This is a genomic window from Scleromatobacter humisilvae, assembly GCF_023231945.1.
GTDB classification, from domain to species: domain Bacteria; phylum Pseudomonadota; class Gammaproteobacteria; order Burkholderiales; family Burkholderiaceae_C; genus Scleromatobacter; species Scleromatobacter humisilvae.
Genome location: NZ_JAJLJH010000001.1, coordinates 1164351 through 1191090 on the forward strand (window position 1 = coordinate 1164351; position 26740 = coordinate 1191090).

Annotated in this window: 24 protein-coding genes; 17 read left to right on the top strand and 7 right to left on the bottom strand. The window is 69.6% G+C overall.

What is annotated here, in order from left to right; all coding sequences use genetic code 11:
• Positions 1 to 43 precede the first annotated feature (43 nt).
• From adh to LPC04_RS05625, 5 genes are all read left to right on the top strand, one after another.
• Complete coding sequence (adh, locus tag LPC04_RS05605) at positions 44 to 1564, top strand: aldehyde dehydrogenase (RefSeq protein ID WP_275681194.1); 1521 nt, start codon at positions 44 to 46, stop codon at positions 1562 to 1564.
• A 149-nt stretch (positions 1565 to 1713) separates the two neighbouring features.
• The gene (locus LPC04_RS05610) at positions 1714 to 2109 is read left to right on the top strand and encodes a DUF779 domain-containing protein (protein ID WP_275681195.1); all 396 of its coding nucleotides are present in this window, start codon (positions 1714 to 1716) and stop codon (positions 2107 to 2109) included.
• 24 nt (positions 2110 to 2133) lie between these two features.
• The gene (locus LPC04_RS05615; protein WP_275681196.1) at positions 2134 to 2571 is read left to right on the top strand and encodes a putative signal transducing protein; all 438 of its coding nucleotides are present in this window, start codon (positions 2134 to 2136) and stop codon (positions 2569 to 2571) included.
• 65 nt (positions 2572 to 2636) lie between these two features.
• Positions 2637 to 3335, top strand: coding sequence for a class I SAM-dependent methyltransferase (locus LPC04_RS05620; RefSeq protein WP_275681197.1), 699 nt, complete (start codon positions 2637 to 2639; stop codon positions 3333 to 3335).
• A 62-nt stretch (positions 3336 to 3397) separates the two neighbouring features.
• Entirely contained in the window at positions 3398 to 3610 is a 213-nt protein-coding gene (locus tag LPC04_RS05625; RefSeq protein ID WP_275681198.1) for a hypothetical protein, read from the top strand.
• Here the strand turns inward: LPC04_RS05625 and LPC04_RS05630 are convergent, their stop codons facing one another.
• Positions 3611 to 4189, bottom strand: a complete 579-nt coding sequence (locus tag LPC04_RS05630) for a YceI family protein (RefSeq protein WP_275681199.1) — start codon at positions 4187 to 4189, stop codon at positions 3611 to 3613.
• Positions 4190 to 4387: 198 nt separating this feature from the next.
• Between LPC04_RS05630 and LPC04_RS05635 the strand changes: the two genes are divergently transcribed.
• Positions 4388 to 4930, top strand: coding sequence for an SRPBCC family protein (locus LPC04_RS05635; RefSeq protein ID WP_275681200.1), 543 nt, complete (start codon positions 4388 to 4390; stop codon positions 4928 to 4930).
• A 71-nt stretch (positions 4931 to 5001) separates the two neighbouring features.
• Here LPC04_RS05635 and LPC04_RS05640 read toward each other — a convergent pair whose 3' ends face one another.
• Positions 5002 to 6531, bottom strand: a complete 1530-nt coding sequence (locus LPC04_RS05640) for a peptide MFS transporter (protein WP_275681201.1) — start codon at positions 6529 to 6531, stop codon at positions 5002 to 5004.
• Positions 6532 to 6868: 337 nt separating this feature from the next.
• Here LPC04_RS05640 and LPC04_RS05645 point away from each other — a divergent pair, with 337 nt between their 5' ends.
• From LPC04_RS05645 to LPC04_RS05655, 3 genes are read left to right on the top strand one after another with little or no spacing between them, the layout of a single operon-like run.
• Complete coding sequence (locus LPC04_RS05645; RefSeq protein WP_275681202.1) at positions 6869 to 8359, top strand: GH39 family glycosyl hydrolase; 1491 nt, start codon at positions 6869 to 6871, stop codon at positions 8357 to 8359.
• Positions 8356 to 9843 (top strand): glucoamylase family protein, encoded by a 1488-nt coding sequence (locus LPC04_RS05650; protein WP_275681203.1) that lies wholly within the window; start codon positions 8356 to 8358, stop codon positions 9841 to 9843. Before LPC04_RS05645 ends, LPC04_RS05650 begins: the two co-directional genes overlap by 4 nt.
• Entirely contained in the window at positions 9840 to 10622 is a 783-nt protein-coding gene (locus LPC04_RS05655; RefSeq protein WP_275681204.1) for an SDR family oxidoreductase, read from the top strand. The genes LPC04_RS05650 and LPC04_RS05655 overlap by 4 nt, the downstream gene beginning before the upstream one ends.
• A 1-nt stretch (position 10623) precedes the next feature.
• Here LPC04_RS05655 and LPC04_RS05660 read toward each other — a convergent pair whose 3' ends face one another.
• Genes LPC04_RS05660 through LPC04_RS05680 form a run of 5 tightly spaced genes read right to left on the bottom strand, consistent with a single transcriptional unit; the run spans position 10624 to position 16383 of the window.
• Positions 10624 to 11844 (bottom strand): PQQ-dependent sugar dehydrogenase, encoded by a 1221-nt coding sequence (locus LPC04_RS05660; RefSeq protein WP_275681205.1) that lies wholly within the window; start codon positions 11842 to 11844, stop codon positions 10624 to 10626.
• A gap of 46 nt (positions 11845 to 11890) precedes the next feature.
• Positions 11891 to 12685 carry an alpha/beta fold hydrolase gene (locus LPC04_RS05665; protein WP_275681206.1) on the bottom strand — a complete coding sequence of 265 codons (795 nt, stop codon included), beginning with the start codon at positions 12683 to 12685 and terminating at the stop codon, positions 11891 to 11893.
• 13 nt (positions 12686 to 12698) lie between these two features.
• A complete protein-coding gene (lhpI, locus tag LPC04_RS05670) occupies positions 12699 to 13616 on the bottom strand; it encodes a bifunctional Delta(1)-pyrroline-2-carboxylate/Delta(1)-piperideine-2-carboxylate reductase (RefSeq protein ID WP_275681207.1) in 918 nt (305 codons plus the stop codon).
• Positions 13613 to 13969 (bottom strand): DUF6968 family protein, encoded by a 357-nt coding sequence (locus LPC04_RS05675; RefSeq protein WP_275681208.1) that lies wholly within the window; start codon positions 13967 to 13969, stop codon positions 13613 to 13615. Before LPC04_RS05675 ends, lhpI begins: the two co-directional genes overlap by 4 nt.
• A gap of 44 nt (positions 13970 to 14013) precedes the next feature.
• Positions 14014 to 16383, bottom strand: coding sequence for an ATP-dependent DNA helicase (locus LPC04_RS05680; protein WP_275681209.1), 2370 nt, complete (start codon positions 16381 to 16383; stop codon positions 14014 to 14016).
• A 361-nt stretch (positions 16384 to 16744) separates the two neighbouring features.
• Here LPC04_RS05680 and LPC04_RS05685 point away from each other — a divergent pair, with 361 nt between their 5' ends.
• The 8 genes from LPC04_RS05685 to LPC04_RS05720 all read left to right on the top strand — a co-directional run bounded on the left by LPC04_RS05685 (position 16745) and on the right by LPC04_RS05720 (position 26730).
• Positions 16745 to 18295 (top strand): carbohydrate-binding protein, encoded by a 1551-nt coding sequence (locus LPC04_RS05685; RefSeq protein ID WP_275681210.1) that lies wholly within the window; start codon positions 16745 to 16747, stop codon positions 18293 to 18295.
• A gap of 188 nt (positions 18296 to 18483) precedes the next feature.
• Positions 18484 to 19257 carry an ABC transporter ATP-binding protein gene (locus tag LPC04_RS05690; protein ID WP_275681211.1) on the top strand — a complete coding sequence of 258 codons (774 nt, stop codon included), beginning with the start codon at positions 18484 to 18486 and terminating at the stop codon, positions 19255 to 19257.
• Positions 19258 to 19259: 2 nt separating this feature from the next.
• Positions 19260 to 19964 (top strand): ABC transporter ATP-binding protein, encoded by a 705-nt coding sequence (locus tag LPC04_RS05695; protein WP_275681212.1) that lies wholly within the window; start codon positions 19260 to 19262, stop codon positions 19962 to 19964.
• A 147-nt stretch (positions 19965 to 20111) separates the two neighbouring features.
• Entirely contained in the window at positions 20112 to 21332 is a 1221-nt protein-coding gene (locus LPC04_RS05700; RefSeq protein WP_275681213.1) for an ABC transporter substrate-binding protein, read from the top strand.
• A gap of 101 nt (positions 21333 to 21433) precedes the next feature.
• Positions 21434 to 22321, top strand: coding sequence for a branched-chain amino acid ABC transporter permease (locus LPC04_RS05705; protein WP_275681214.1), 888 nt, complete (start codon positions 21434 to 21436; stop codon positions 22319 to 22321).
• Positions 22321 to 23280 carry a branched-chain amino acid ABC transporter permease gene (locus LPC04_RS05710; RefSeq protein ID WP_275681215.1) on the top strand — a complete coding sequence of 320 codons (960 nt, stop codon included), beginning with the start codon at positions 22321 to 22323 and terminating at the stop codon, positions 23278 to 23280. Before LPC04_RS05705 ends, LPC04_RS05710 begins: the two co-directional genes overlap by 1 nt.
• A 47-nt stretch (positions 23281 to 23327) precedes the next feature.
• Entirely contained in the window at positions 23328 to 24647 is a 1320-nt protein-coding gene (locus tag LPC04_RS05715; protein ID WP_275681216.1) for a DEAD/DEAH box helicase, read from the top strand.
• Between the two features lie 91 nt (positions 24648 to 24738).
• The gene (locus LPC04_RS05720; protein ID WP_275681217.1) at positions 24739 to 26730 is read left to right on the top strand and encodes an OPT family oligopeptide transporter; all 1992 of its coding nucleotides are present in this window, start codon (positions 24739 to 24741) and stop codon (positions 26728 to 26730) included.
• Positions 26731 to 26740 lie beyond the last annotated feature (10 nt).

A 26740-nucleotide genomic window follows, 5' to 3' on the forward strand; every position in this document is an offset into this window, starting at 1 on the left:
GCCACGGGCCGCATTCCGGACGTCAAACCCAATGGAGACAGCAATGGACATGCTAGAACCCGGCCGCTTCGGCTACGCCGTCAATTTCAAGAAGCGCTATGGCAACTACATCGGCGGCGAATGGGTGCCGCCGACCAACGGCGAGTATTTCGAGAACATCACGCCCATCACCGGCCGCGCGTTCTGCGAGATCCCGCGCTCCACGGCCGAGGACATCGAGCGCGCGCTCGACGCCGCGCACGCGGCCAAGACCGCCTGGGGCAAGACCTCGCCCACGGAGCGCGCCAACATCCTCAACAAGATCGCCGACCGCATGGAGCAGAACCTGGAGCTGCTCGCCAACGCGGAGACCTGGGACAACGGCAAGCCGCTGCGCGAGACCATGGCCGCCGACCTCCCGCTGGCCATCGACCACTTCCGCTACTTCGCGGGCTGCGTGCGCGGCCAGGAAGGCGGCATCAGCGAGATCGACGACACCACCTACGCCTACCACTTCCACGAGCCGCTGGGCGTGGTCGGCCAGATCATCCCGTGGAACTTCCCGATCCTGATGGCCGTGTGGAAGCTCGCGCCGGCGCTGGCCGCGGGCAACTGCGTCGTGCTCAAGCCCGCGGAGCAGACACCCGTGTCCATCCTCGTGCTGGCCGAACTGATCGGCGACCTGCTGCCGGCCGGCGTGCTCAACATCGTCAACGGCTTCGGACTCGAGTGCGGCAAGCCGCTGGCATCGAGCAAGCGCATCGCCAAGATCGCCTTCACCGGCGAGACGACGACCGGCCGCCTGATCATGCAGTACGCCAGCCAGAACCTGATCCCCGTCACGCTGGAACTCGGCGGCAAGTCGCCCAACATCTTCTTCGCCGACGTGATGAGCAAGGACGACGCCTTCTTCGACAAGGCGCTCGAAGGCTTCGCGATGTTCGCGCTGAACCAGGGCGAGGTCTGCACCTGCCCGTCGCGCGTGCTGTTGCAGGAGTCCATCTACGACCAGTTCATGGAGAAGGCGCTCAAGCGCGTCGCGGCCATCAAGCAGGGCAACCCGCTCGAGATGTCGACGATGATCGGCGCGCAGGCCTCCAGCGAGCAGTTGGAGAAGATCCTGAGCTACCTCGACCTCGGCAAGCAGGAAGGCGCGCAGTGCCTGATCGGGGGCGAGCGCAACATGTTGAAGGACGACCTCGAGGGCGGCTTCTACGTCAAGCCCACCGTGTTCAAGGGCCACAACAAGATGCGCATCTTCCAGGAGGAGATCTTCGGCCCGGTGGTGTCGGTGACGACGTTCAAGGACGAGGAGGAAGCCCTGTCCATCGCCAACGACACGCTGTACGGACTCGGCGCGGGCGTGTGGTCGCGCGACATGAACACCGCGTTCCGCATGGGCCGCGGCATCCAGGCCGGGCGCGTGTGGACGAACTGCTATCACGCGTATCCGGCGCACGCGGCGTTCGGCGGCTACAAGCAGTCGGGCATCGGGCGCGAGAACCACAAGATGATGCTGGACCACTACCAGCAGACGAAGAACCTGCTGGTCAGCTACAGCGACAAGGCGCTCGGGTTCTTCTGAAATGCGAGCCCCACGGTCGCTGGCGCTCCCTGCCCCCGAGGGGCCGGCCGCAAGCGGCCCGGCGGAGCCGGATCCGCCGCTCCCTTGAACTTCGCCGCCGACGTCCGGGCGCCGGCGGCGGATCCGTTTCATATCGACAGGAGTTGCATATGGGTGAGGTTGTTGTCGACCTGCCGGCCCAGGTCGTCGCGACCGACGCCGCGCTGGCGCTGATCCAGGAGTTGAAGGACCGCCACGGCGCCCTGATGTTCCACCAGTCCGGCGGCTGCTGCGACGGCAGCGCGCCGATGTGCTTCCCTCTGGGCGACTTCATCGTCGGCGATAACGACGTCCACCTCGGCGACATCGGCGGCGTGCCGTTCTACATCAGCGAGTCGCAGTACGAATACTGGTGCCACACGCAGCTGATCATCGACGTCGTGCCCGGGCGCGGCGGCATGTTCTCGCTCGAAGGGCCGACGGGCAAGCGCTTCCTGACGCGTTCGCGCTTCTACGAAGATGCGGAGTGGGACGCGCTGGTGGCGAGCGGAAAGGCGAAGAACTAGCGGCTTTGGGTCCAGAATGGGGCCATGAACCCCTCGTCGTCGCTGCCCTATCCCGCGTCCGCCCGCACGGCGTCGCACACGCAGGCCGACGACGAGCCGCCGCACGGCGACCTCGTCACCGTCACGCGCGTCTTCAACTCGCTGGAGGCCGAGATGCTGCGCGGCTGCCTGGAGGCCGAGGGCATCCCGGCGACGCTGGGCGACGCGCAGACCATCCAGACCGACACCCTTCTGACCGTCGCGCTCGGCGGCATCCGCGTGATGGTGCCGTTCTCGTTCGCCGACGCCGCGCGGCAGACAGTCGACGCCTTCGAGCGCGGCGAGCTGGCCATCGACGAACTCCCCGCCGATTCGGAACCGGCCGTGCCGGAGGCCGAGACGGCGACGACGACGGGCTGGCGCATGTCGCCGGCGGCCTGGGTGGTGCTGGCGATCGTCGTCGTTGCGGTCGTGATCTTCTGATCGCGCGCATACTGGGGCCCGTCCCCAGTTTCCGAAGCGCTCCGTGCGGGCTTCGCCCCACGGCCATGCCCGGTTATGAAGTCAAGCAGGAACGCGTCGCGATCGCCGGCGTCGACGACCTGGTCATCCGCTCGCTGCTCGACAAGCAGCAGTTCGCCGATCCGCAGGGCGACGCCGAGCGGCTGGGCATCTCGTCGTCGCTGTGGCCGCTGTTCGGGCTGTTGTGGCCGTCGGGCAGCCATCTGGCGGCGCGCCTGGGCGCGCGCGGCGTCGTCAAGACGGACCGCATCCTGGAGATCGGCTGCGGGCTGGGGCTCGCGAGCCTGGTCGGCCACCGCGCCGGCGCCGACATGACCGCCAGCGACTGCCATCCGCTGGCCGGCCGCTTCCTCGCGCACAACCTCGTCCTGAACGACCTCGGCCCGATGAAGTACCGCCACGGCCAGTGGCCCGGCGTGGTGCTGCCGCGCGACGCGATCGACGAGCGCGCGCCGGTCGTCGTGCACGGCGAGTTCGACCTGATCATCGGCAGCGACGTGCTCTACGAACGCGACGAGCGCGGCACGCTGGCCGACTTCATCGCGCGGCTGGCGGCGCCCGTGGCCGAAGTCTGGATCGTCGACCCGAACCGCGGCAACCGCAGCCACTTCCACCGCAACATGGCGCGCCACGGCTTTCGCATGGAGGAGACCCCTCTCGACCACGACGAAAAGGCTGGCGTCGCGGCCTACAAAGGGCGCATGCTCACGTATCGGCGGCGGTAGGCGCTCGGGAACGTCGGTTGCCGCCAGATCCGAAGGCCGCCGCGCGCGGCAAAGGAGTCGCCATGAACCCGCTCGTCAACCGCAACAACGCCGCCGCCGACATCGGCCGCCCACCGCCGGCCGACGCGCCGATGCAGGTCTTGCCCTGGGCCGAGGTCTCGTCGCATTCCATCGGGCCGGAGGACGCCGACACGCGCTACCAGGGCGAGCTGTTCCTGCCGGGCTGGCTCAAGATCGAGCTGCAGCCGACGGCCGAACAGGGCCCCGGCGCCTGATCATTTGACGGCGATGGCCTCGACCTGGATGCGCAGGTCGACGGCCATGCTGAAGCCGTACTCCTTGCCGGCGGCCATGCCGAACTGCTCGCGGTCGATCGTCGCGTAGACGTCGGCGCCGCAGTCCTCGCGCTTGAACATCGGGTGCTGGATGCACTTGAACTTCCTGATGTCCAGCGTCACCGGGTTGGTCTTGCCGTGCAGTTCCAGCGTGCCCACCGCGCGCGTGGGCGCGCCGTCCGTGAAGCCTTCCAGCGTGCCCTTGAAATGGGCCTTCGGGTACTTGGCCGACTCGAACAGCTCCTTGCCCTTGGCGACCTTGTTCAGCGCGTCGAGCCCGAAGTCGCCACTGTTCATGTCGATGACGATGTCGACCGTGCCGGTGCCGGCCTCGCGGTCCATCGTCACCGTGCCCGAGGTGTGGTCGAACTTGCCGCGCCATGTCGAGATGCCCATGTGGTCGGCCTCGAAGCTCGGGTAGGTGTGCATCGGGTCGATGTTGTAGGCAACCGGGGCGGCCTGCGCGGCGAAGGTCGCCGCGAACAGGGCGGCGGTGGCGAGACGGGACGAGGCGTTCATCGGAAGTGCTCCAGGGTTTGTTGGATGGGTCATGGCGAGCGTCGCCACCTTCCACGACGCGCGAGAGGGCGCGATTTCGACACGGTCGGCCCGCGGTTCGATCGCGACGGCACTTTACCGAAACCACCGCCGCCTTGGACAACGCGGCCGAAGCCGCCGATGATCTCGCCGTCGCGTTCCCGAAGAAGGCCAACGACCATGCTCGCCGTCCTGCTCGTCCTCGTCATCGCCATTGGCGCCCTGCTGGGCTACGCGAACTCGCGCCCGGACAAGTTCCGCCTCGAACGGTCGATCCGCATCGCGGCGCCCATCTTGCAGGTCGCCGAGCAGATCGACGACTTCCACCAGTGGCAGAAGTGGTCGCCGTGGGAGCACATCGACCCGACGCTGCAACGCACGTTCAGCGGCGCGGACGCGGGCGTCGGCGCGGTCTACGAGTGGACGGGCACCGGCAAGGCGGGCGCCGGGCGCATGGAGATCGTCGAGATGCGCACCGGCTCGGCGGGCGGCCTCATCACGATCAAGCTGGATTTCATCAAGCCGTTCCAGGCCAGCAACACCGCCGAATTCCTGATGACGCCCACCGACGCCGGCACCGACCTCACCTGGGCGATGTTCGGCCCCAGCAAGTTCATGACCAAGCTGATGGGCGTGTTCATGGACTTCGACAAGATCGTCGGCAAGGACTTCGAGGCCGGCCTCGCGGCGCTCAAGCGCAACGCGGAGCAGGCGCCGCGCTGACTGGCCGGCCCAACAAAAAACGCCGACCAGGCGCAAGCCGGTCGGCGTTTTCGTTGGCGTGACCGCGAGGATCAGGCCAGCGCGGGTTGCAGCGGCGCGTCCGGTGCCTCGACGGCGTCGCGCGCCTGCAGCATGCGATTGAGCATCGGCGTCAGGATCAGCAGCAGCACGCCCATGCCGATCGACGACGCGAGCAGGAACGCGTATGGCGGGATGCCGCTGCCGGCCAGGATGCCCTCGAGCGCGCCGGCGAAGTAGTTGGCGATGCCGTTGGCGATGAACCAGATGCCCATCAGCAGCGCGGCGATGCGATGCGGCGCGGCGCGCGACACCAGCGACAGGCCGACCGGCGACAGCATCAGCTCGCCGATGGTGTGCAGCGCGTAGACCCAGAACAGCCATTGCGGGCCGACCGGCCCGAGCGCGTTGGCCCGGTTCTGCGCGATGAACATCACGACGAAGCCCAGGCCCAGCACGATCATGCCCAGGCCCTGCTTGGCCACGTCGGGCAGCGGGAAGCGGGACTTGTTGTTCGCGGTCCACAGCATGGAGAAGAACGGCGCCAGCAGGAAGATCAGCAGCGGGTTGATGCTCTGGAACCAGGTCGCCGGGATCTCGAAGCTGCCGAGGTGGCGGTCGGTCTGCTTGTCCGCGAACAGGTTCATCGAGCCGCCGGCCTGCTCGAAGCCCATCCAGAAGAAGGCGACGAACACGATCAGGATCAGCACCGCCGCGACGCGCGTCCATTCGGCGCGGGTCAGCGGCTGCGTCACCTGGCCGGGCTTGGCGGTCAGCTTCGACCAGAGCCGGATCACGATGGCGATGACGGCGATGCCGATGGCGATCGACAGCCAGCCCGGGATGCCGGAGAGCAGCCCCTTGAGCATCGGCCAGACGGCCAGCACGCCGTAGACCAGCGCGATGGACGCGGCGGTGAAGGCCAGGATCACCGGCAGGTTGTGCGCCCCGATCGGGCGCTGGCCCGGCTTCAGGCCCGAGCGGCCAAGGATGTTCTGGAACGCGACGAGCGTGATCAGGCCGATGCCCATGCCGACGCCGGCGCTGCCGAAGCCCCAGTCCCAGCCCACCTTCTGGCCGAGCGTGCCGCAGACCAGTCCCGAGAAGAACGAGCCGAGGTTGATCCCCATGTAGAAGATCGTGTACGCACCATCGCGGCGCGGGTCGGTCGGACCGTCGTACAGTTCGCCGACCATCGAGGTGGTGTTCGGCTTGAAGAAGCCGTTGCCGACAATCAGCAGGCCGAGCGCGACGTGCAACAGCGACGGCACCGCCATCGCGAAGTGTCCCAGCATCATCACGGTGCCGCCGATGACGGCCGTCAGCCGCAGGCCGAGGTACTTGTCGGCGATCCAGCCGCCGAAGATCGGCGTCAGGTAGACGAGGCCGGTGTAGATGCCGTACATCTCGAGCGCGTCGACCCGCTTGTAGCCCAGCGCATTGACGAGGTACAGCACGAGCAGCGCCCGCATGCCGTAGTAGCTGAAGCGCTCCCACATCTCGGTGGCGAACAAAACGTACAGGCCGCGCGGGTGCGCGGCATTCGAGGCCGAGGTCGGCGTCGTGGCAGTGAGTGTGGTCAAGGAAACCTCTGGATTCTCGATGAATGCCGGCCAGCCTCATGAGCGGACGGCGAAGCGCGAATTGTGGCAAATCCGGGTCATCCCGGACGTGGGGACTTGCCCGGGCTCGGGCACGGCAAGTGCCACCGCCCGCGGCGCATGCAAGGTCCGGGCCAATCGCCGCAAGTCGACGCATCAGGGCGCAAGATGCGCGTTACTGAACCCAACTCCCCTGTACAAGCCGATGCAACGCCGAACCGCCCTGCGCAAGCTCGCCGAAGGCCTCGCCCTTGCTGTCGGGCACTCGACTTGCCGACCGTCGGACACCACGCCTGCCGAGTCGGCGTCGAAAGCTTCCATGCCCTCGTCCCTGCCCGCGCCGTCGCCGACGACGCCGCCCGTCCTGTTGTCCTGCGACCTGTCGACGCCGTCGCAGCCGCTGCGCCATCCGTGGCGCCACTGCGTGGGCAGCTGCCACGCGCCGCTCGCGCTGCGCGCCGACTGGCAGCAGCAGCTCACGCGCGCGCACCGCGAGCTGGGCTTCAGGCACGTGCGCTTCCACGGCCTGCTCAGCGACGACATGGGCACGCTGGTCAACCAGGACAACCAGTTCCTGTTCTCGTTCTTCAACATCGACCGCGCGTTCGACTTCCTGCTGTCCATCGGCATGAAGCCGGTGGTGGAGCTGTCGTTCATGCCGGCAACGCTGTCCTCCGACGGCAACTCGGTCTTCCACTACCGGGCCAACGTCACGCCGCCGAAGCGGATGGAGGACTGGCAGCTGCTGATGACGACGCTGGTGGGCCACTGGGTCGAGCGCTACGGCATCGACGAGGTCGCGCAATGGCCGCTGGAGGTGTGGAACGAGCCCAACCTCGTCGCCTTCTGGACCGGCGGCCAGGCGAAATACTTCGAGCTGTTCAAGGCGACGTGGCAGGCCGTCAAGGCGATCTCGCCGCGGCTGCAGGTCGGCGGCCCCGCCACCGCGGCCAACGCGTGGCTGGACGAGTTCAACGCGTTCTGCGCCGCCAACGCCTGCCTGCCCGACTTCATCAGCACGCACTACTACCCGACCGACGCGTTCGGCTCGGTCGACACCGACACCGTCTCGCAGCTCGCCGACGCGCCCATGAGCGTCATGCGCGACCGCGCGCGTGACGCACGCGCGTCCGCCGGCGCGAGGCCGCTCTACTACACCGAGTGGAACATCACGTCGAACCCGCGCGACCCGATGCACGACGGCCCGTTCTGCGCGGCGCTGGCCACGCACTTCATCCTGAGCGTCGACGACCTGGTCGACGCCTGGAGCTGGTGGGTCTTCACGGACATCTTCGAGGAGAACTACTTTCCGAGCATCCCGTACCACGGCGGCTTCGGGCTGATGAACCTGTACGGCGTGCCCAAGCCGGTCTATCGAGGCTTCCAGATGATCGACCAGCTGGGGACGCGGCGCTGGGTCGTGCCGGAGTCGCATCCGACGGTGCGCCTGCATGTGGGCGCGCCCGACGACGACGGCGCGACGACCGTGCTGCTGCTCAACGTGGCGATGCCGCGCCATCCCATCGCCACCGAGGTCGTCACCGTGCAGCTGCAAGGCGTGAAGGGCCGCCGCCCGCGCGCCGCGCTGCTCTCGCGCATCGACGACACGCATGCGAACCCGCAGGCCGAGTGGCTGCGCCTGGGCAGTCCCGAGTATCCGCATCCGCACCAGGTCGACGCGCTCGAGAACGCGTCGACGGTGACGCCGGAGCGCATCGAGGTCGCGAGCACCGAGGCCGGCGCGAGCTTCACGCTGCCGCTGCCCGCCAATGCGATGGCGCTGGTGCGCATCGAATGGGAGGCGGCATGACCGAGCCGCGCGACCTGGGCGTGGCGCCGGAGATCGCCAAGCAGCACGTGCTGCACGGCTTCACGCGCCGCGAGATCATCGAACGCGACGCAATGCTGACCGACCTGCAGCGCGAGTCCTTCGGCTACTTCGTGCACGAGGTCAACGAGGCCAACGGCCTGGTGATGGACAAGACCGCGCCGAACTGGCCCGCCAGCATCGCCGCGGTGGGCATGGCGCTGACCTGCTATCCCGTGGGCGTTCAGCGCGGCCTGATGACGCGCGCGCAGGCCCTGCAGCGCACGCTCGTGACGCTGCGCTTCCTGCTCGCCGGCGAGCAGAGCGAGTCGCCGTCGGCGGCCGGCCATCGCGGCTTCTTCTATCACTTCCTCGACATGTCCACCGGCCGCCGCGCCTGGAACTGCGAGCTCTCCAGCATCGACACTGCGCTGTTGATGGCCGGCGTGCTGGCCGCGGCCGCGTACTTCGCCGGACCGTCCGACGACGAGGCCGAGGTGCGCCGGCTCGCCACGTCGCTGTACGAACGCGTCGAATGGGACTGGCTGGCCGGCGAGCACGGCACGATCTGCCACGGCTGGCAGCCGGAGACGGGCCTGCTGCCCTGGCACTGGGAAGGCTACGACGAGGCGCTGATCCTGTACCTGCTCGCGCTGGGCTCGCCCACGCATCCGGTGCCGGCGGCGTCGTACGACGCGTGGTGCTCGACGTACCAGTGGCTGGAGATCGAGGGCATCTCGTACCTGCACGCAGGGCCGTTGTTCATCCACCAGATGTCGCACCTGTGGGTCGACTTCCGCGGCCTGCAGGACAAGTTCATGCGCGCGCACGGCAGCGACTACTTCGACAACAGCCGCGCCGGCGCGCAGGTGCAGCAGCGCTACGCGATGCGCAACCCGCGCCGCCACGCGATGTACGGCGAGTTCTGCTGGGGCATCACCGCCAGCGACGGCCCCGGCACCATGCGCTGGCACGGCAGGGGCGAGCCGCCGTTCTACGACTACGTCGCGCGCGGCGTGCCCGACGGCCCCGACGACGGCACGCTGGCGCCCTGGGCGGTGGTCGCGTCCCTGCCGTTCGCGCCCGAGATCGTGCTGCCGACCATCGCCAACTACCGCCACATCCAGCTGCACGTGGCCAATCCGTACGGCTTCAAGGCCTCGTTCAACCCCAGCTATCCGAGCGACCGCCGGCATGCGATCGGCTGGGTCTCGCCGTACCACTTCGGCATCAACGAGGGCCCGACCGTGGTGATGATCGAGAACTTCCGCAGCCAGATGCCGTGGAAGATGATGCATGCCTGCGCGCCGCTGGTCTGCGGCCTGCGCCGCGCGGGCTTCACGGGCGGCTGGCTCGATGCGATCCCGCACGCGTCGGACGCCGCGCCGGCCGCGGCGATGCCGACGCCCGAACCCTTCGATCCGCCGACGCCGCCCGAGCAGACGGCGATCTCGCAGAGCACGCAAGCGCCCGGAGCCACGTCATGAACATCTCGCTCGCGGGCCGCCGCGCCCTCGTGACCGGCGCGAACTCCGGCATCGGCCAGGCGATCGCGCTGGCGCTGGCCGACGCGGGCGCCGACGTGGCCGTCAACTACGTGACGCATCCCGAGGCCGCCGACGCGGTCGTCGCGCAGATCGCCGCCAAGGGCCGGCGGGCGCTGGCGCTGCATGCGGACGTGTCGAACGAGACCGACGTCGATGCGATGTTCGCGGCGATGGACACGCAGTGGGGCGGCATCGACATCCTCGTCAACTGCGCCGGCATCGACGGCCAGCGCGCGCTGGCGCAGGACGCGAAGATGGCCGACTGGCGGCGCGTCGTCGAGATCAACCTGTTCGGCGCCTTCGACTGCGCGCGTCACGCGCTCGCGCGCATGCTCGCGCAGGGGCGCGGGGTGATCCTCAACATCAGCTCGGTGCACGAGGTGATCCCGTGGTCGGGCTACAGCGCGTATGCGGCGAGCAAGGCGGCGCTCGGGATGATGACGAAGACGCTCGCGCAGGAGGCGGCGCCGCATGGGGTGCGCGTGCTGGCGCTCGGGCCGGGGGCGATCCGGACGCCCATCAACCAGTCGGTGTGGGCGGATCCCGCTCAGTCTGCGGACCTGTTGTCCAAGATCCCGTTGGGGCGCATGGGACGGACCGACGAGATTGCTGCGATGGCCGTCGTGCTTTGTTCGGACGTCGCCAGCTATGCGACCGGCACCACGGTGATGGTGGATGGCGGGATGACGGACTATCCGGAGTTTGCGCGCGGCGGCTGAGTCACCTCTTGTTGCGCGAAAGACGCAGCAGCGCCCCGCTGTGATCCTCCGCGATCAGCACACTGCCATCGCTCATCTCGACCAGACCCACCGGCGAGCCCTGCGGATGGCTGCCATCGCGCTGCTCCCACCCGGTGACGAGCTCGGTGGGCGCGCCCGTCGGACGCTGATCCTTGTCGAGGCCGACCGCGACGATGCGGTGCCCCGTCGCGCGATAGCCGTGGTAGCCGACGACCAGCTTGCCGGCCAGGCCCGGCAGCTTGTCGCCCTTGTACAGCAGCATGCCCAGCGGCGCCGCATGCGCGGGCAGCAGCATGTCGGGGGCGAGCTTCGCGGCGCAATCGAAGCCGCGGTACTCGGGACTGGGCACGCGCTGGTCGTAGCAATAGGGCCAGCCGTAGTCGCCGCCTTGCTGCAGCACGACCAGCAGGTCGTGCGGCAGTTCGGCGTCGGGCAGCGTCGGATCGGCGTGGTTGATGCCGTCGCGCGAATTGACGGCCACCGCGAGCCTGCCGTTGGCCAGCACGGCCATCGCCATGCTGTTGCGCAGGCCGCGCGCGTAGGGCGGCTGCTCGTTGGCGTGCCACGTCGCCGCGCGCGCCGGAAAACGCAGCACCGAGCCGCGCGGCGGGTTTTCCTGCGTCTCGGGACAGGCGGCCTTCGGATCGGGCGCCTTGCCGCCGGCATGGCAGTTGTCGCTGGACGAGCCGACGTTGACGAACAGCGCACCGTCGGCGCCGACCGCGAGGCTGGGCACGGGATGGCGGCCGGTCGTCGGCAGCCCGTCGACGATCATGCGCGCGCCCTTGGCCGGGTCGGCCGCGTAGGGATCGACCTGCAGCACCTGGCCCGTGATGCCGACGTAGAGCGTGCGGCCCGGCCCGCGCACGACCGCGTTGGGCTGCCACAGGTCGTGCAGCACGACCTCCGGCGCGTGGCGTCCGCCCTTCGACAGCTTGAGCAGCCGGCCCTTGCGGCTCTCCCACGCAACCATGTCGACCACGAACACGTCGTCGTCGATGACCGCGACGCCGCGCGCATGGCCCAGGCCTTCGGCGACGAGGCCGACGCACAGCCCGTCCGCCGTCGTCAGCGAAACCGCGGGAAAGCCGTCGCAGTCGCCGGCGGTGGCGTAGACCTTGCCGGTCGCCGCGCCGGCCCACGGCGGGGCGAGCAGCAGCAGCGACAACAGCGGCGAACGGAACAGGGCTCGGAGACGCACGCGTTGGCCTTGCAGGTGGGGACGTCGGCGCATTGTGCCGGCAGGCTCACGCCACGCCGGCGAGGAAGTCCGCGATCAGGCGCACGACCAGTTCGGGCCGCTCGCGCGTCGGGACATGGCCGACGCCCGGCAGCATCTCGAGCCGCGCCGGCCCGGCGACGCCGTCGACGATGCGCCGCGGATGGGCCGCGCTGCCGTACTCGTCCTGCTCGCCATGGATCGCCAGCACGGGACACGTGACGCGCGGCAACGCGTCGTCCAGCGTCCACGCCGCGAACGCCGGATCGAGCCATTGCCCGAGCCAGGCATCCAGCGCCCACGCGGCCTTGTCGCCGTGATACCTCGCGAGCCGCTTGACCTGCGCCGGATCCGCGAACTGCGCCTGGGCGACGCGCAGGCCGGCGAGCGTGCGATCCTCGACGAAGGCCTGGGCCGACATCGTGACCAGCGCCTCGCAGTCGGTGGACGTCCGCGCCGCGATCTCGACGGCCATGCCCCCGCCCACGCTGTAGCCGACGACGACGAAGCGGCCGATGGCCAGCTGCTCGCGCAGCGCCGCGAATCCCGTCGTGGCCTCTTCGGCGACGAAGGCCCGGGAGGGCCGGCCGCTGCGCGCGTCGGAACGTCCGAAGCCGAGGCGGTCGTAGGCGAGCACGCGTCGGCCTGTCGCGGCGGCGAGGCGTGCGGGAAAGTCGCGCCATAGCTCGACGCAGCCGATCGAGTCGTGCAGCAGCACGATGGGCGCGCGGGCGGGTTCGGCGGCTTGGGGTTGCCACTGGCGCGCGAACAGGCGGCCGGACGGCGTGACGATCCAGTGATCGGTGGGGACGATGGCGCTCATGGGAGCGCCGAGCTTAGCGCGACTCGTAGACCAGGATCGCCGCGGCCAGGTCTTCCAGCGCGGTGCCCACCGACTTGAAGACGGTGCGCGCGGCCGGATCGCGCGCCAGGCTGCGCGTCGCGGCGAGGTCGGCCAGCGTGCCGCGCACGTCCGCGCGCCGCAGCACGCCCATCTCGATCGGATGCAGCAGGTCGCCGGCCTTGGCGAGCGCGTCGGCCGTGTCGATCCAGACCTCGGCGCCGGCGAAGCACGCGTCGTCGGCCTCGCGCATCGCGGGCGTGAAGCCGCCGATCAGGTCGAGATGGCTGCCGGGCGCGAGCCATTCGCCGTGGATCAGCGGCTCGTTGGCGAGCGTCGCGCAGCTGACGATGTCGGCCGTGGCCGCGGCGGTCGCGAGGTCGGTCACGACGCGCGCCGGGATGCCCTCGGCGGCGAGCTTGACGACCAGGCGCAGCGCGGATTGCTCGTCGCGGCTCCACACCATCACGTCGTCGATCCGGCGCACCGCGCGATACGCCTGCGCGAGCAGGCCGCCGACGCGGCCGGCGCCGACGATCAGCTGGCGCCGCGCGTCCTCGCGCGCGAGGCGCGAGGCGGCCAGCGCCGACGCCGCCGCGGTGCGGCGCGCGGTGATCTCGCCGCCGTCGATCAGCGCGAGCGGCGCGCCGGTGCTGGCGTCGAACAGCTGGTAGCTGGCGAAGATGCCGGGCAGACCCAACGCGGCGTTGCCGCGCGCGACGTTGACGATCTTCACGCCGAAGTAGCGGCCGGGCACCCAGGCCGGCATCACGAGGGCGGTGAGCGCGTCGCCGACCGCGTGCACGTGGCGCGCGGGCACCTCGCAGCCGGCGACGAACTGGCGCTCGAGCGCATCGATCAACGCGGGGAACGCGAGGGCCCGCGCGGTGGCGGCGGCGTCGAACTGCTTCATGGTGCGGGGCGCGGCGAGCGCAGGCCGTGCAGCCCGAAAATGGAATGCAGCATCTCGTCGTCCCAGGCGCAGCTGGTGTCCTCCGCGTCGACCAGCCGCTCGCCGCGTTCGAGCAGGTGACCCAGCCGCGTGGCGACCAGCGCCGTGGCCAGGCTCAGCGCCTGCATCGACGAGGCGCCGCAGACATCCGGATAGCGCGGATCGACGCCCTGCAGTTCGGCCGGACAGGCCCAGCTGCCGTCGTCGGTCGGATAGGGCAAGCCGACGCGGGCCACGACGCGGACCTGCGAGCCGTCGGGCCGCAGCCAGATGAGTTGTTCCGTGGCGATGTAGTTCGGCGCGCTGGTTCGCATGAGCGGCCAGTCTGCACCAAGCGTCCCGCCTTGACCCTTCGTGATTACGCCATTTCGACATGCCACCATGCGGGCAGCAGCCGCCGGACTTCAGCGCGCCGAAAGCGATCGTCGATCAGGAACACCACGCCGGCGTCGGTGGTCGTGCGGATCACGCGGCCCGCGGCCTGCACCACCTTCTGCAGGCCGGGGAACAGGTAGGTGTAGTCGTGGCCTGCGCCGAACAGCGTCTCCAGGCGCGCCTTCATCTGCTCGTTGACCGGGTTGACCTGCGGCAGGCCCAGCGTGGCGATGAAGGCGCCGATCAGGCGTTCGCCGGGCAGGTCGACCGCCTCGGCGAACGCGCCGCCCAGCACCGCGAAGCCGATGCCGCGGCCGCCGGCGTGGAAGCGCGCGAGGAAGTCGGCGCGCGCGCCCTCGGTCATCTGGCGCGCCTGCGACCACACCGGAACCTCGGGATGCAGCGCCTGGAACAGCTCGGCGACCTGGGCCAGGTAGTCGAAGCTGCTGAAGAACGCGAGGTAGTTGCCGGGCGCCTGCCCGAACTGGGTCGCCATCAGTTCGACGATGGGCGCGAGCGACGCGGGCCGGTGGGCGAAGCGCGTCGACAGCGGCGCCACCTGCACGCGCAGCTGCGCGGCCTCGAACGGCGACTCGACGTCGATCCAGGCAACGTCCGGCGGCAGGCCCAGCAGGTCGGCGTGGAAGTGCATCGGCGTCAGCGTGGCCGAGAACAGCGTCGTCGTGCGCGCGGCCAGGAAGCGCGGCTTGAGGAACGAGGCCGGCACCAGGTTGCGCAGGCACAGCGTGACGTCGCGCTGCGCGTCGTCGGCGATCGTCACGTCGAACAGCGAGTGCGTGCCGAAGGACTCGGCCAGGCGCGTGAAGTGCAGCGTGTCGAAGTAGAACGCGAGCAGCTCGGGCGGCATGTCGTCGGGGTGCGCGGCGGCGTGGTCGCCGATCGCCGAGTTGACGTTCTGCAGCGCGGTGACGAGGCCTTGCGGCAGCTCCTCGTGCACGGCGTAGGGCTCGAGCTGGCGGCCGAGGATCTCGTTCCACGTGCGCGCGAGCCGCTTCAGCGAGGGCGCGACCGTGACCGGCGCGCGCGGCCGCACGCCGTCGAGCGCGGCGCGCGACAGCGTGGCCGAATACATCTCGCGCGCCCGCGGCACGAGGTTGTGCGCCTCGTCGACCAGCACGCCGACGCGCCAGTCGTGCGCGTGCGCGAGGCCGTGCAGCATGCCGTTCAGGTCGAAGTAGTAGTTGTAGTCGCCGACCACGACGTCGGCCCAGCGCACCAGCTCCTGGGCCAGGTAATACGGGCAGACCTCGTGCGCCAGCGCGATCGCGCGCAGGCCGGCGCGATCCAGCCGCGGCGCGGCCTCGGGCGTGGCGCCGACCGCCGCCTGGCGCGCGGCGGGCAGGCGGTCGTAGAAGCCCTTGGCGAGCGGGCACGAGTCGCCGTGGCAGGCCTTGGTCGGATGCTCGCAGGCCTTGTCGCGAGCGACCAGCTCGATGACCCGAAGAGGGGCGCCCCCGGTCTGCGGCGTACCGCAGCCAGCCCCCCGCGGGGGCGCGCGGCCTTGCTCCGGGGCGGCCGAGCGCGGCGGCCGCGCGCTTTCGCCCTCCGTTGTGCAATTGCTCGCCTCGGTGATCGTGCGCAGCGCGTCCAGCGCCAGCGCGCGCCCGGGCGTCTTGGCCGCGAGGAAGTAGAGCTTGTCCAGCTTCTGCCCCGGCATCGCCTTGAGCTGCGGATAGAGCGTGCCCACCGTCTTGCCGATGCCCGTGGGCGCCTGGGCGAGCAGCGTGCGGCCGGAGATCGCGGCCTTGTAGACGTTCTCCGCCAGCTGGCGCTGGCCGGCGCGGAAGGTGGCGTACGGGAACGGCAGCGCGGCGAGCGCGGCGTCGCGCGCCCCGCGGTGCGCGGATTCCTGCGCCGCCCAGGCCAGGAAGCGTTCGCACTGCAGTTCGAGGAACGCGCGCAGGTCGTCGGCCGAGTGCGACTCGACCAGCATCGTCTCGTCCTGCGAGCCGACGTCGAAGTAGACCAGCGCGACATCGAGCCGCGGCAGGCCGCGCTCGGCGCACAGCAGCGCGCCGTAGCACTTGGCCTGCGCCCAGTGCAGCGAGCGGCGGTTGTGCGGCATGGCGTGCAGGTCGCCGCGGTAGGTCTTGACCTCCTCGAGGCGGCTGGCGTCGGGGTCGAAGCCGTCGGCGCGGCCGCGCACGACGAGCCCGCCGACCTCGCCCTTGAGCCAGACCTCGTTCTCGTAGTGCTCGCCGCGACGCGAGGCGACCATGGCGTGGCCCGCCATGCCCTCGAGCGCGGTGGCCGAGGGCGTGAAGCGCAAGTCGAGGTCGCCGAGCTTGGCCGTGAACTCGCAAAGGGTGCGGACGGCTACCGTGTACTTCATCCAGCCCTGATTTTCCCACGCGGCACCGCCGGCCGGGGCGCGCCGAGACGTCGATTTCCGACCCGATTCGCGCCGCGATGCACGGGAGTCAAATCATATTGGTACCAATTTGGTATCTGCTCGTCAGGAAAGATGCGGGAGCGCCCCGCGCCGACCTGCTGATGACGCATCTCCTTCGGAATATCTGGGACGAAGTGATGCAAACGGGGGCTTGTTCGGATTTCCTTACATTTCCAGAAACCAGCGGCAATTGGTTACTGGTTTTGTACTGGTTTTACCTAGATCAGGCACACCGTCGCCGGCCGAGACTGCCTCGCACCGGCGCGCGCACAGCGCCGGCCCACAACAAGGAGAGCCCGCAATGTCCCCATCCCCGACCCCGAACGAGCGGCGCAGCCGACTCGAACGCATCGCGTTGCTGTCGGCCGCCGTCGCCGGCAGCGCCCTCGCCTCCACGGGCGCGCATGCAACCACCGAATGCCAGCCCTGGAACGCCTCGATCGCCTATGTGGCGGGCGATACCGTGACCGAAGGCGGCAAGACCTACAAGGCCAACTGGTGGACGCAGGGCAACGACCCCGCGAGCAACAGCGGCGCGAGCGGCACTGGCCAGCCCTGGACGGTGGCCGCCAGCTGCACGACGTCCCCGCCGCCCACGCCGGCACCGCCCCCGCCCACCCCGGCACCGCCTCCGCCCACCCCGGCCCCGCCTCCGCCCACGCCGGCACCGCCGCCGTCCTCCTGCGCCGCCTGGAACGCGGGCACCGCCTACAGCGCCGGCGCCACCGTCACCGAAGGCGGCACGACCTACAAGGCCAACTGGTGGACGCAGGGCGACGACCCGGCGACCCACAACGGCGCGACCGGCTCCGGCCAGCCATGGACCATCACGACCAGCTGCAGCAGCACCCCGACGCCGCCGTCCCCGCCCGCGCCGACCCCGCCGTCGCCGCCGCCCGCACCCACGCCGCCGTCCCCGCCGCCGGCCTCGGGCTTCGTGTTCGGGTCGTACAAGGACGTCACGATCAACATGGACTGGAACGTCGACCAGATCTCGACGTCGGTCACGGGCGCACGCACGCCGGTGCTCAACGCGATGCCCGCGAAACAGACGTCGCTCACCTGGGCCTTCGCGTCGGGCGAGTGCGGCTCCGAGAACTGGGCCGGCGTCACGCCGTCGGCGCTCGTCGCGCAGAACGTGTCGCAATGGGTCGGCGCCAACAAGAAGTACATCATCTCCACCGGTGGCGCCAACGGCGTGTTCACCTGCGGCTCGGATGCCAATTTCGAGGCCTTCATCCAGCGCTACAACTCGGCCAGCCTGCAGGGCATCGACTTCGACATCGAGGGCGGCCAGTCGCAAGCCGTCATCGACGCCCTGGTCGCGCGCGTGAAGGTCGCCAAGGCCAACCACCCGAACCTGCGCTTCAGCTTCACGCTGGCCACGCTGGGCGGCAACTCGCCGCAGAGCCTGGGCGCGATCGGCGTCAACGTGATGAACTCGATCAAGTCGCAAGGCCTGACGGGCTACACCGTGAACCTGATGGCCATGGACTACGGCAGCGCGATCGCCAGCAACTGCACGCTGGGCTCGAACGGCAAGTGCGACATGGCGCAGTCGGCGATCAATTCGGCGGTCAACCTGCACAACTACTGGGGCGTGCCGTACGGCCAGATCGAGATCACGCCGATGATCGGCGGCAACGACGCCACCGACGAGATCTTCACCATCGCCAACGTCGACACCCTGTCGTCGTGGGCGAAGGCGAACGGCATCGCCGGCATCCACTTCTGGTCGCTCGACCGCGACGTCGACTGCCCGCTGGGCAGCTCCTCGGCCACCTGCAACAGCTACGGCACCGCGGGAACCTGGGGCTTCACCAACCGGTTCATCGGCGACCTGGGACTGTGATCCGTTGACGGTGCACGACGCCGGTGCGTCGCACCGGCGACACGAAGGGCCGCGTCGATCGACGCGGCCCTGATTTCTTTCAATTTCCTGACGCCGCCGTGCGCGGAAGGCCCCCATTTCGTCCGGGTTGACCCGAACGTATTTCTGCGAACTGTTACGGCTAGGGAGCTGCCCCTACACTCAGCTGGATGAGCACAGACTACATCCTCGAGACAACCGACCTCACGAAGGAGTTCAAGGGTTTCGTGGCGGTCAACAAGGTGAACCTGCGCGTGCGGCGCGGCCACATCCACGCGCTGATCGGCCCCAACGGCGCCGGCAAGACGACCTGCTTCAACCTGCTCACCAAGTTCCTGCAGCCGACGTCGGGCACCATCGTGTTCGACGGCGCCGACATCACGCGCGAGGCGCCCGCGGCGATCGCGCGCCGGGGCGTCATCCGCTCGTTCCAGATCTCGGCCGTGTTCCAGCACCTGAGCGTGCTCGAGAACGTGCGCGTCGCACTGCAGCGCACGCTCGATACCTCGTTCCACTTCTGGAAGCCCGAGCGCAGCCTGCACAAGCTCGACGCCCGCGCGATGGAGCTGCTGGCCGAGGTCGACCTGGCCGCCTACGCGCAGCTGCCGGCCGTCGAGCTCAGCTACGGCCGCAAGCGCGCGCTCGAGATCGCCACCACGCTCGCGATGGAGCCGCAGCTGATGCTGCTGGACGAACCTACGCAGGGCATGGGCATCGAGGACGTCGACCGCATCCGCCAGCTGATCAAGAAGGTGTCGGCCAGGCGCACGATCCTGATGGTGGAGCACAACATGAGCGTGGTGTCGTCGATCGCCGACACCATCACCGTGCTGCAACGGGGCGCGCTGCTGGCCGAGGGCCCGTATGCCGAGGTCTCGAGGAATCCGCAGGTGATCGAGGCCTACATGGGCACCACGCAGACCGAGCTGGTCGGAGCGCATTGAGCATGGCAACCCCGTTTCTCGAGATCAAGGGACTCAACGCCTGGTACGGCGAGTCGCACGTGCTGCACGGCGTCGACCTGCACGTCGACGAAGGCGAGGTCGTCACGCTCCTGGGCCGCAACGGCGCGGGCCGCACGACGACGATGCGCGCCATCATGGGCCTGACCGGCACGCGCAAGGGCTCGATCAAGGTCAAGGGCCAGGAGACGCTCGGCATGCCCACGCACAAGGTGGCGCGCCTGGGCCTCGGCTACTGCCCCGAGGAGCGCGGCATCTTCTCCAGCCTCAGCTGCGAGGAGAACCTGATGCTGCCGCCGGTCCTCACGAAGGGCGGCATGCCCGTCGAACAGATCTACGCGATGTTCCCCAATCTCAAGGAACGCGCGCCCAGCCAGGGCACGCGGCTGTCGGGCGGCGAGCAGCAGATGCTGGCCGTCGCGCGCATCCTGCGCACCGGCGCGCGCCTGCTGCTGCTCGACGAGATCTCCGAAGGCCTGGCGCCCGTGATCGTGCAGAAGCTCGCCGAGATGGTGGTCGCGCTGCGCAAGCAGGGCTACACGATCGTGATGGTCGAACAGAACTTCCGCTTCGCCGCGCCGCTGGCCGACCGCTTCCTCGTGATGGAACACGGCCAGGTCATCCAGCAGTTCACGCAGGCCGAGCTGCCGGGCCGCATCGACAAGCTGCACGAATACCTGGGCGTATGACCATGAGCCCCCTCGCTCCTCCCGTCGCTGCCCCCCCGAGGGGGAGCCCGGATTGGCTCGGGGCGTGACCCTCGCTTCCCTCTATTCGCTCACGCTCGATTCCTTTTCCTCTCGCTTCAGACAACGCACAAACAAGGAGACCGTCCCATGCTCAAGCCTCTTTCCGCCACCCTCAAGACCGTGGCCGTCGCCTGCCTCGGCGCGCTCGGCCTGGCCGGCGCCGCGCAGGCGCAGATCTCGGGCGACGTCGTCCGCATCGGCTTCATCACCGACATGTCGGGCGTCTACGCCGACATCGACGGCCAGGGCGGCGTCGAGGCCATCAAGATGGCCATCGCCGACGCCGGCGGCGCGATCGGCGGCAAGAAGATCGAACTGGTCACCGCCGACCACCAGAACAAGGCGGACGTCGCCGCCGCCAAGGCGCGCGAGTGGTTCGACACCAACGGCGTCGACATCCTGATCGCCGGCACCAACTCCGGTACCAACCTCGCGATGGCCAAGGTGGCCGCCGAGAAGCACAAGATCATGATCTCGGTGGGCGGTGGCACCTCGGCGCTGACCAACGAGCAGTGCGCGCCCACCACCATCCACTGGGCCTACGACACCACCGCGCTCGCCAAGGGCACCGGCGGCGCCGTGACCAAGGCCGGAGGCAAGACCTGGTACTTCCTGCAGGCCGACTACGCCTTCGGCGCGGCGCTGGAAGGCGACACCGCCAAGGTCGTCGAGGCCAACGGCGGCAAGGTGCTGGGCGTCGTCAAGCACCCGCTGTCGGCGAGCGACTTCTCGTCGTTCCTGCTGCAGGCGCAGGCCAGCAAGGCGCAGATCCTGGGACTGGCCAACGCCGGCGGCGACACGATCAACGCGATCAAGGCGGCCAACGAGTTCGGCATCACCAAGTCGATGAAGCTGGCCGGCCTGCTGATGTTCATCCAGGACGTGCACTCGCTGGGCCTGAAGACCACGCAAGGCATGTACCTGACCGACAGCTGGTACTGGAACAAGTCGCCCGAGACGCGCGCCTGGGGCCGCCGCTACTTCGACGTCATGAAGAAGATGCCCGGCTCGCTGCAGGCCGGCGACTACTCCGCCGCCGCCAACTACCTGGCCGCGGTCAAGGCCACCGGCTCGGACGACACCGACAAGGTGCTGGCCAAGATGAAGGCCTCCAAGGTCAACGACATGTTCGCCAAGGACGGCTGGATCCGCGCCGACGGCTCGATGATCCACGACATGTACCTGATGCAGGTCAAGGCGCCGGAAGCCTCGAAGGAGCCGTGGGACTACTACAACGTGGTCGAGACCATCAAGGGCGAGGCCGCGTGGACCACGAAAGCCGAAACGAAGTGCAGCGCCTGGAAGTGATCTGACGAGGACGGCCCCGGCCGTCTTCGCGTGATCTCGCAACATCGGGCCGCCGCGTTCGCACGCCGCGGCCCGTCGCACAAAGCTGGAGACATCCCTCGATGACCGAAATTTTCGGCGTCCCGCTGCAGGCCTTGTTCGGGCAGCTCATGCTCGGCCTGGTCAACGGCTCGTTCTACGCGATGCTGAGCCTGGGCCTGGCCGTGATCTTCGGCCTGCTCGGCGTCGTCAACTTCGCGCACGGCGCCTTGTACATGCTCGGCGCCTACGTGGCCTGGTTCTCGATGGACCGCTGGGGCGTCAGCTACTGGTGGGCGCTGCTGCTGGGGCCGCTGGTGGTCGGGCTGGTGGGGGCGCTGCTCGAACGCACGCTGCTCAAGCGCCTGTACAAGCTGGATCCGCTGTACGGCCTGCTGCTGACGTTCGGCCTGGCGCTGATCATCCAGGGCGTGTTCCAGCAGTACTACGGCTCCTCGGGACAGTCCTACTCGGCGCCGGAACAGCTCTCTGGCGCGACCAACCTGGGCTTCATGATCCTGCCGAACTACCGCGGCTTCGTGGTCGCGGCCTCGCTGGTGATCTGCTTCGGCACCTGGTTCCTGATCGAGCGCACGCAGCTCGGCGCGCTGCTGCGCGCGGGCACCGAGAATCCGGCGCTGGTGCAGGCCTTCGGCGTCAACGTGCCGCTGATGGTCACGCTGACCTACGCCGGCGGCGCCGCGCTCGCGGGCCTGGCGGGCGTGATGGCGGCGCCGGTGATCCAGGTGACGCCGCTGATGGGCAGCAACCTCATCATCGTCGTGTTCGCGGTGGTCGTGATCGGCGGCATGGGCTCGATCATCGGCTCCATCGTCACCGGCCTGGTGCTCGGCCTGCTGGAAGGCCTCACGCGCGTCTTCTATCCCGAGGCGTCGAACGTCGTCGTGTTCTTCATCATGGCCGTCGTGCTCATGATCCGGCCCGCCGGGCTGTTCGGGAAGGAGAAGTGATGAGCTGGCTCGGCCAAGGCGTGGATCGCGCCGGCAAGATCGCCTGGATCGTGGCGCTGGCGCTGCTGGTGATCGCGCCGTTCGTGGGCGTCTACCCCATCTTCATCGCGCAGGCGCTGTGCTTCGCCATCTTCGCGATGGCATTCAACCTCCTGCTGGGCTACACCGGACTGCTGTCGTTCGGACACGCCGCGTTCTTCGGCGGCGCGGCCTACATCACGGCGTGGCTGCTGCAGGAAAAGCACGTCACGCCGGAAGTGGCGCTGCTGGGCGGGGTCGCCGCCGCCGGGCTGACCGGCCTGGTGATCGGCGCGATCGCCATCCGCCGCCAGGGCATCTACTTCGCGATGGTCACGCTGGCGCTGGCCTACATGCTGTCGTTCTTCTTCCTCGAGGCGTCGTTCACGGGCGGCGAGAACGGCATCCAGGGCGTCGAGCGCGGCAGGCTGTTCGGCATGATCCCGCTGGACAACGACCTCAGCCTCTACTTCTTCGTGCTGCTGGTCTTCGTCGGCATCTTCGCGCTGGTGCTGCGCATCGTGCATTCGCCGTACGGCCAGGTGCTCAAGGCGATCCGCGAGAACGAGCCGCGCGCGATCTCCCTCGGCTACAACGTCGACCGCTACAAGCTGCTCGCCTTCGTGCTGTCGGCCTCCATCGCGGGACTCGGCGGCGCGCTCAAGGTGCTGGTGCTGCACCTGGCCACGCTGCAGGACGTGCGCTGGGAGCAGTCCGGCGAGGTCATCCTGATGACGCTGCTGGGCGGCCTCGGCACCTTCGCCGGGCCCGTGGTGGGCGCGTTCATCGTCATCGGCCTGCAGAACTTCCTGTCCGACCGCGCCGGCTCGTGGACGGGCGTGATCATCGGCTGCATCTTCGTCGCGTGCGTCGTCGCGTTCCGCAAGGGCGTCGTCGGCGAGCTGCTGGCGTGGCACAAGCGGCGGACCAAGAAGGCCTGACGCGCCGAATTTCCGGGGCGGCGGCCCCACCCGTGTCTAATACGGGCATGACTTTCCAATCCCTCGGCCTGCACGCGCCGTTCCAGCGCGCCGCCCAGCAGCGCGGCTACCTGGGCCCGACGCCCATCCAGGCCGCGGCCATTCCGCCGGCCCTCGAGGGCCGCGACGTCCAGGGCACCGCGCGCACCGGCTCCGGCAAGACGCAGGCGTTCGGCTGGCCGGTGCTGCAGCGGCTGGCCGACGCCGGCGTGCCGCCCGAGGGCGCCAAGCGCCCGGTGCGCGCGCTGATCCTCGCGCCCACGCGCGAGCTCGCGGCGCAGATCGGCGAGTCGCTGCGCGAGGACGCGCAGCACCTGCCCGTGGCGCTGAAGATCGCGATCACCTACGGCGGCGTGTCGATCAACCCGCAGATGATGCGGCTGCGCGGCGGCGCCGACATCGTCGTCGCGACGCCCGGCCGCCTGCTCGACCTGATCGACCAGAACGCCGTCTCCATCGCCGACGTGCAGACGCTGGTCCTCGACGAGGCCGATCGCCTGCTGGACATGGGCTTCGCCGACGAACTCAAGCGCGTGCTCGCGCTGCTGCCGGCCAAGCGCCAGACGCTGCTGTTCTCGGCGACCTTCCCGCGCGCCGTGCTCGATCTCGCGGCCAGGCTGCTGCACGACCCGTTCACCATCGACGTGCCCGACGTCCCCAGCGACAGCGCCGCGGCGCTGGCGGCCGAAGGCGCGAAGATCGTCCAGCGCTCGATCGCGGTCGATACCCCGGCCCGTACCCAGCTGCTGCTCAAGCTGATCCGCGACCACGGCTGGAAGCGCGTGCTCGTGTTCGTCGCGACGCAGCACGCGGCCGAGCATGTCGCGCAGAAGCTGTATGTCGGCGGGCTCAAGGCCGAGGCCTTCCACGGCGAGCTGAGCCAGGGCCGGCGCAACCAGCTGCTGGACGACTTCAAGGCCTCGCGGCTGCAGGTGCTCGTCGCCACCGACCTGGCCGCGCGCGGCATCGACATCGTGCAGTTGCCGGTGGTCGTCAACTACGACCTGCCGCGCTCCGCCGACGACCACGTGCACCGCATCGGCCGCACCGGCCGCGCCGGCGAGGCTGGCGTGGCGGTGAGCTTCGTGCCCGCGGCCAGCGAGGCGCACTTCCGCCTGATCGAGAAGCGCCAGGGCCAGCGCGTGCCGCGCGAGAAGATCGCCGGCTTCGAGCCGAAGGAGGTCGCGCCGCCCAAGGGCGCGGCCGAATCGCCGAACAACGCGGGCGGCGTCAAGGGCAAGCGTCCGAGCAAGAAGGACAAGCTGCGCGCCGCCGAGGCCGCGAAGGCCGCCGAGCGCGCGGCGCGGGCGGCCAAGCGAAACCGCTAGCGAGCCGCGCCCGCGGGCGGCTGCGAGTTGTCACTATGCCCGCGCGCCGCGGTTTCGGCGATGATGCGCGGCTTGATCCCGAGGAGTCCACTTGAACGCAGTCGCCCCTTCCAACAACGAGCTGACCCTGCGCGGCGTCGTGCTCGGCTTCCTGATCACGCTGCTGTTCACGGCGGCCAACGTCTACTTCGGCCTCAAGGCGGGCCTGACGTTCGCCACGTCGATCCCGGCGGCGGTCATCTCGATGGGCCTGCTGCGCTACGCCAAGGGCGTGACGATCCAGGAGAACAACATCGTGCAGACCGTCGCCTCGGCGGCCGGCGCGATCTCGTCCATCATCTTCGTGCTGCCCGGCCTCGTGATGATCGGCTGGTGGAGCGGGTTCCCGTACATCACCTGCGTGCTGATCTGCGCGCTCGGCGGCGTGCTGGGCGTGACCTACTCGATCCCGCTGCGCCGCGCGCTCGTGACGACGTCCGACCTGCCGTATCCGGAAGGCGTGGCCTGCGCCGAGGTGCTCAAGGTCGGCGCCGGCGGTGAAGGCGCGGCGGCCGAGAACCGCGCCGGCCTGCTGGCCATCGTCTGGGGCGGCATCGTGTCGGCCGGCTTCCAGGTGATCGTCGCGACGCAGCTGTTCGCCTCCGACGTCGTCGGCTACTTCCGCCTGAGCCGCAGCAGCAACGCGTCGACCGGCGTCGACTTCGGCCTCTCGCTGGCGCTGCTGGCCGTGGGCCACCTGGTCGGCCTGTGGGTCGGCGTGGCCATGCTGGTGGGCGTGCTGATCTCCTGGGCGGGCGCCGTGCCGCACCTGACCAGCCTGCTGCCCTTCGACGCCGCCGCCGACGTGGCCGGCGTCGCCAACCATGTCTGGGCCAAGCAGGTGCGCTTCATCGGCGCCGGCGCGATCGCCGTGGCCGCGATCTGGACGCTGGTCAAGCTCGTCAAGCCCGTGGCCACCGGCCTGGCCTCGGCGATGGCGGCCTCGCGCGTGCGCAAGGCCGGCCAGGGCGCGACGCTGCCGCGTACCGAGCAGGACCTGCCCATCGGCTGGGTCGCCGGCGTCACGGTCGCCTGCCTGGTGCCGATCGCCTGGGTGCTGGCCGACATGAGCAACGGCGCGGGCCTGGGCTCGGCCACCGCCATCCTGGTGATCGGCGGCATCGCGTTCATCGCGCTCATGAGCTTCTTCGTCGCCGCCGTCTGCGGCTACATGGCCGGCCTGATCGGCTCGAGCAACAGCCCGCTGTCGGGCGTGGGCATCATCGTCGTCATCAGCTGCGCGCTGCTGGTCGCGCTGGTCGCCAAGCCGATGCTGCCGCCGAGCGCCGGCCCGGCGCTGGTGGCCTTCACGCTTTTCGTCACCTCGGTCATCATCGCCGCGGCCACGGTGGCCAACGACAACCTGCAGGACCTGAAGACCGGCCAGCTGGTCGACGCCACGCCGTGGAAGCAGCAGGTGGCACTGGCCATCGGCACGGTGGCCGGCGCGCTTGTCATCCCGCCGGTGCTCGATCTGCTGCAGAAGGCCTACGGCTTCGCCGGCGCGCCGGGCGCCACCGCCAAGGCCCTCGCCGCGCCGCAGGCCGCGCTGATCTCGGCGCTGGCCAAGGGCGTGCTGGGCGGCGACCTCGATTGGAGCCTGCTGGGCAAGGGCGTCGTGCTGGGCGTGCTGCTGGTCGTCCTCGACGAGGCGATCAAGCGTTTCCGCAAGCCCGGCAGCCATGCGCAGCTGCCGCCGCTGGCGGTGGGCCTGGGCATCTACCTGCCGATGGCCACGACGCTGATGGTCGTCGTCGGCGCCTTCGTCGGCTGGGCCTGGGATCGCAACGCCGAGGCCTCGCCCCGCCCCGCATCGCGCAAGCAGCTGGGCGTGCTGCTGGCCAGCGGCATGATCGTCGGCGAGGGCCTGTTCGGCGTGGCGCTGGCGGCGCTGACCGTCTTCAGCGGCAAGGACGCGCCGCTGGCCGTCGTCGGCGACAGCTTCGCGACCCCGGCGTTGTGGCTGGGCGGCATCGGCTTCGTGCTCGCGACGCTGGCGCTGTATCGCTGGCTGGCGGGGATGAGCGACCGGGTGGCGGCGTAAACGTCCGCGG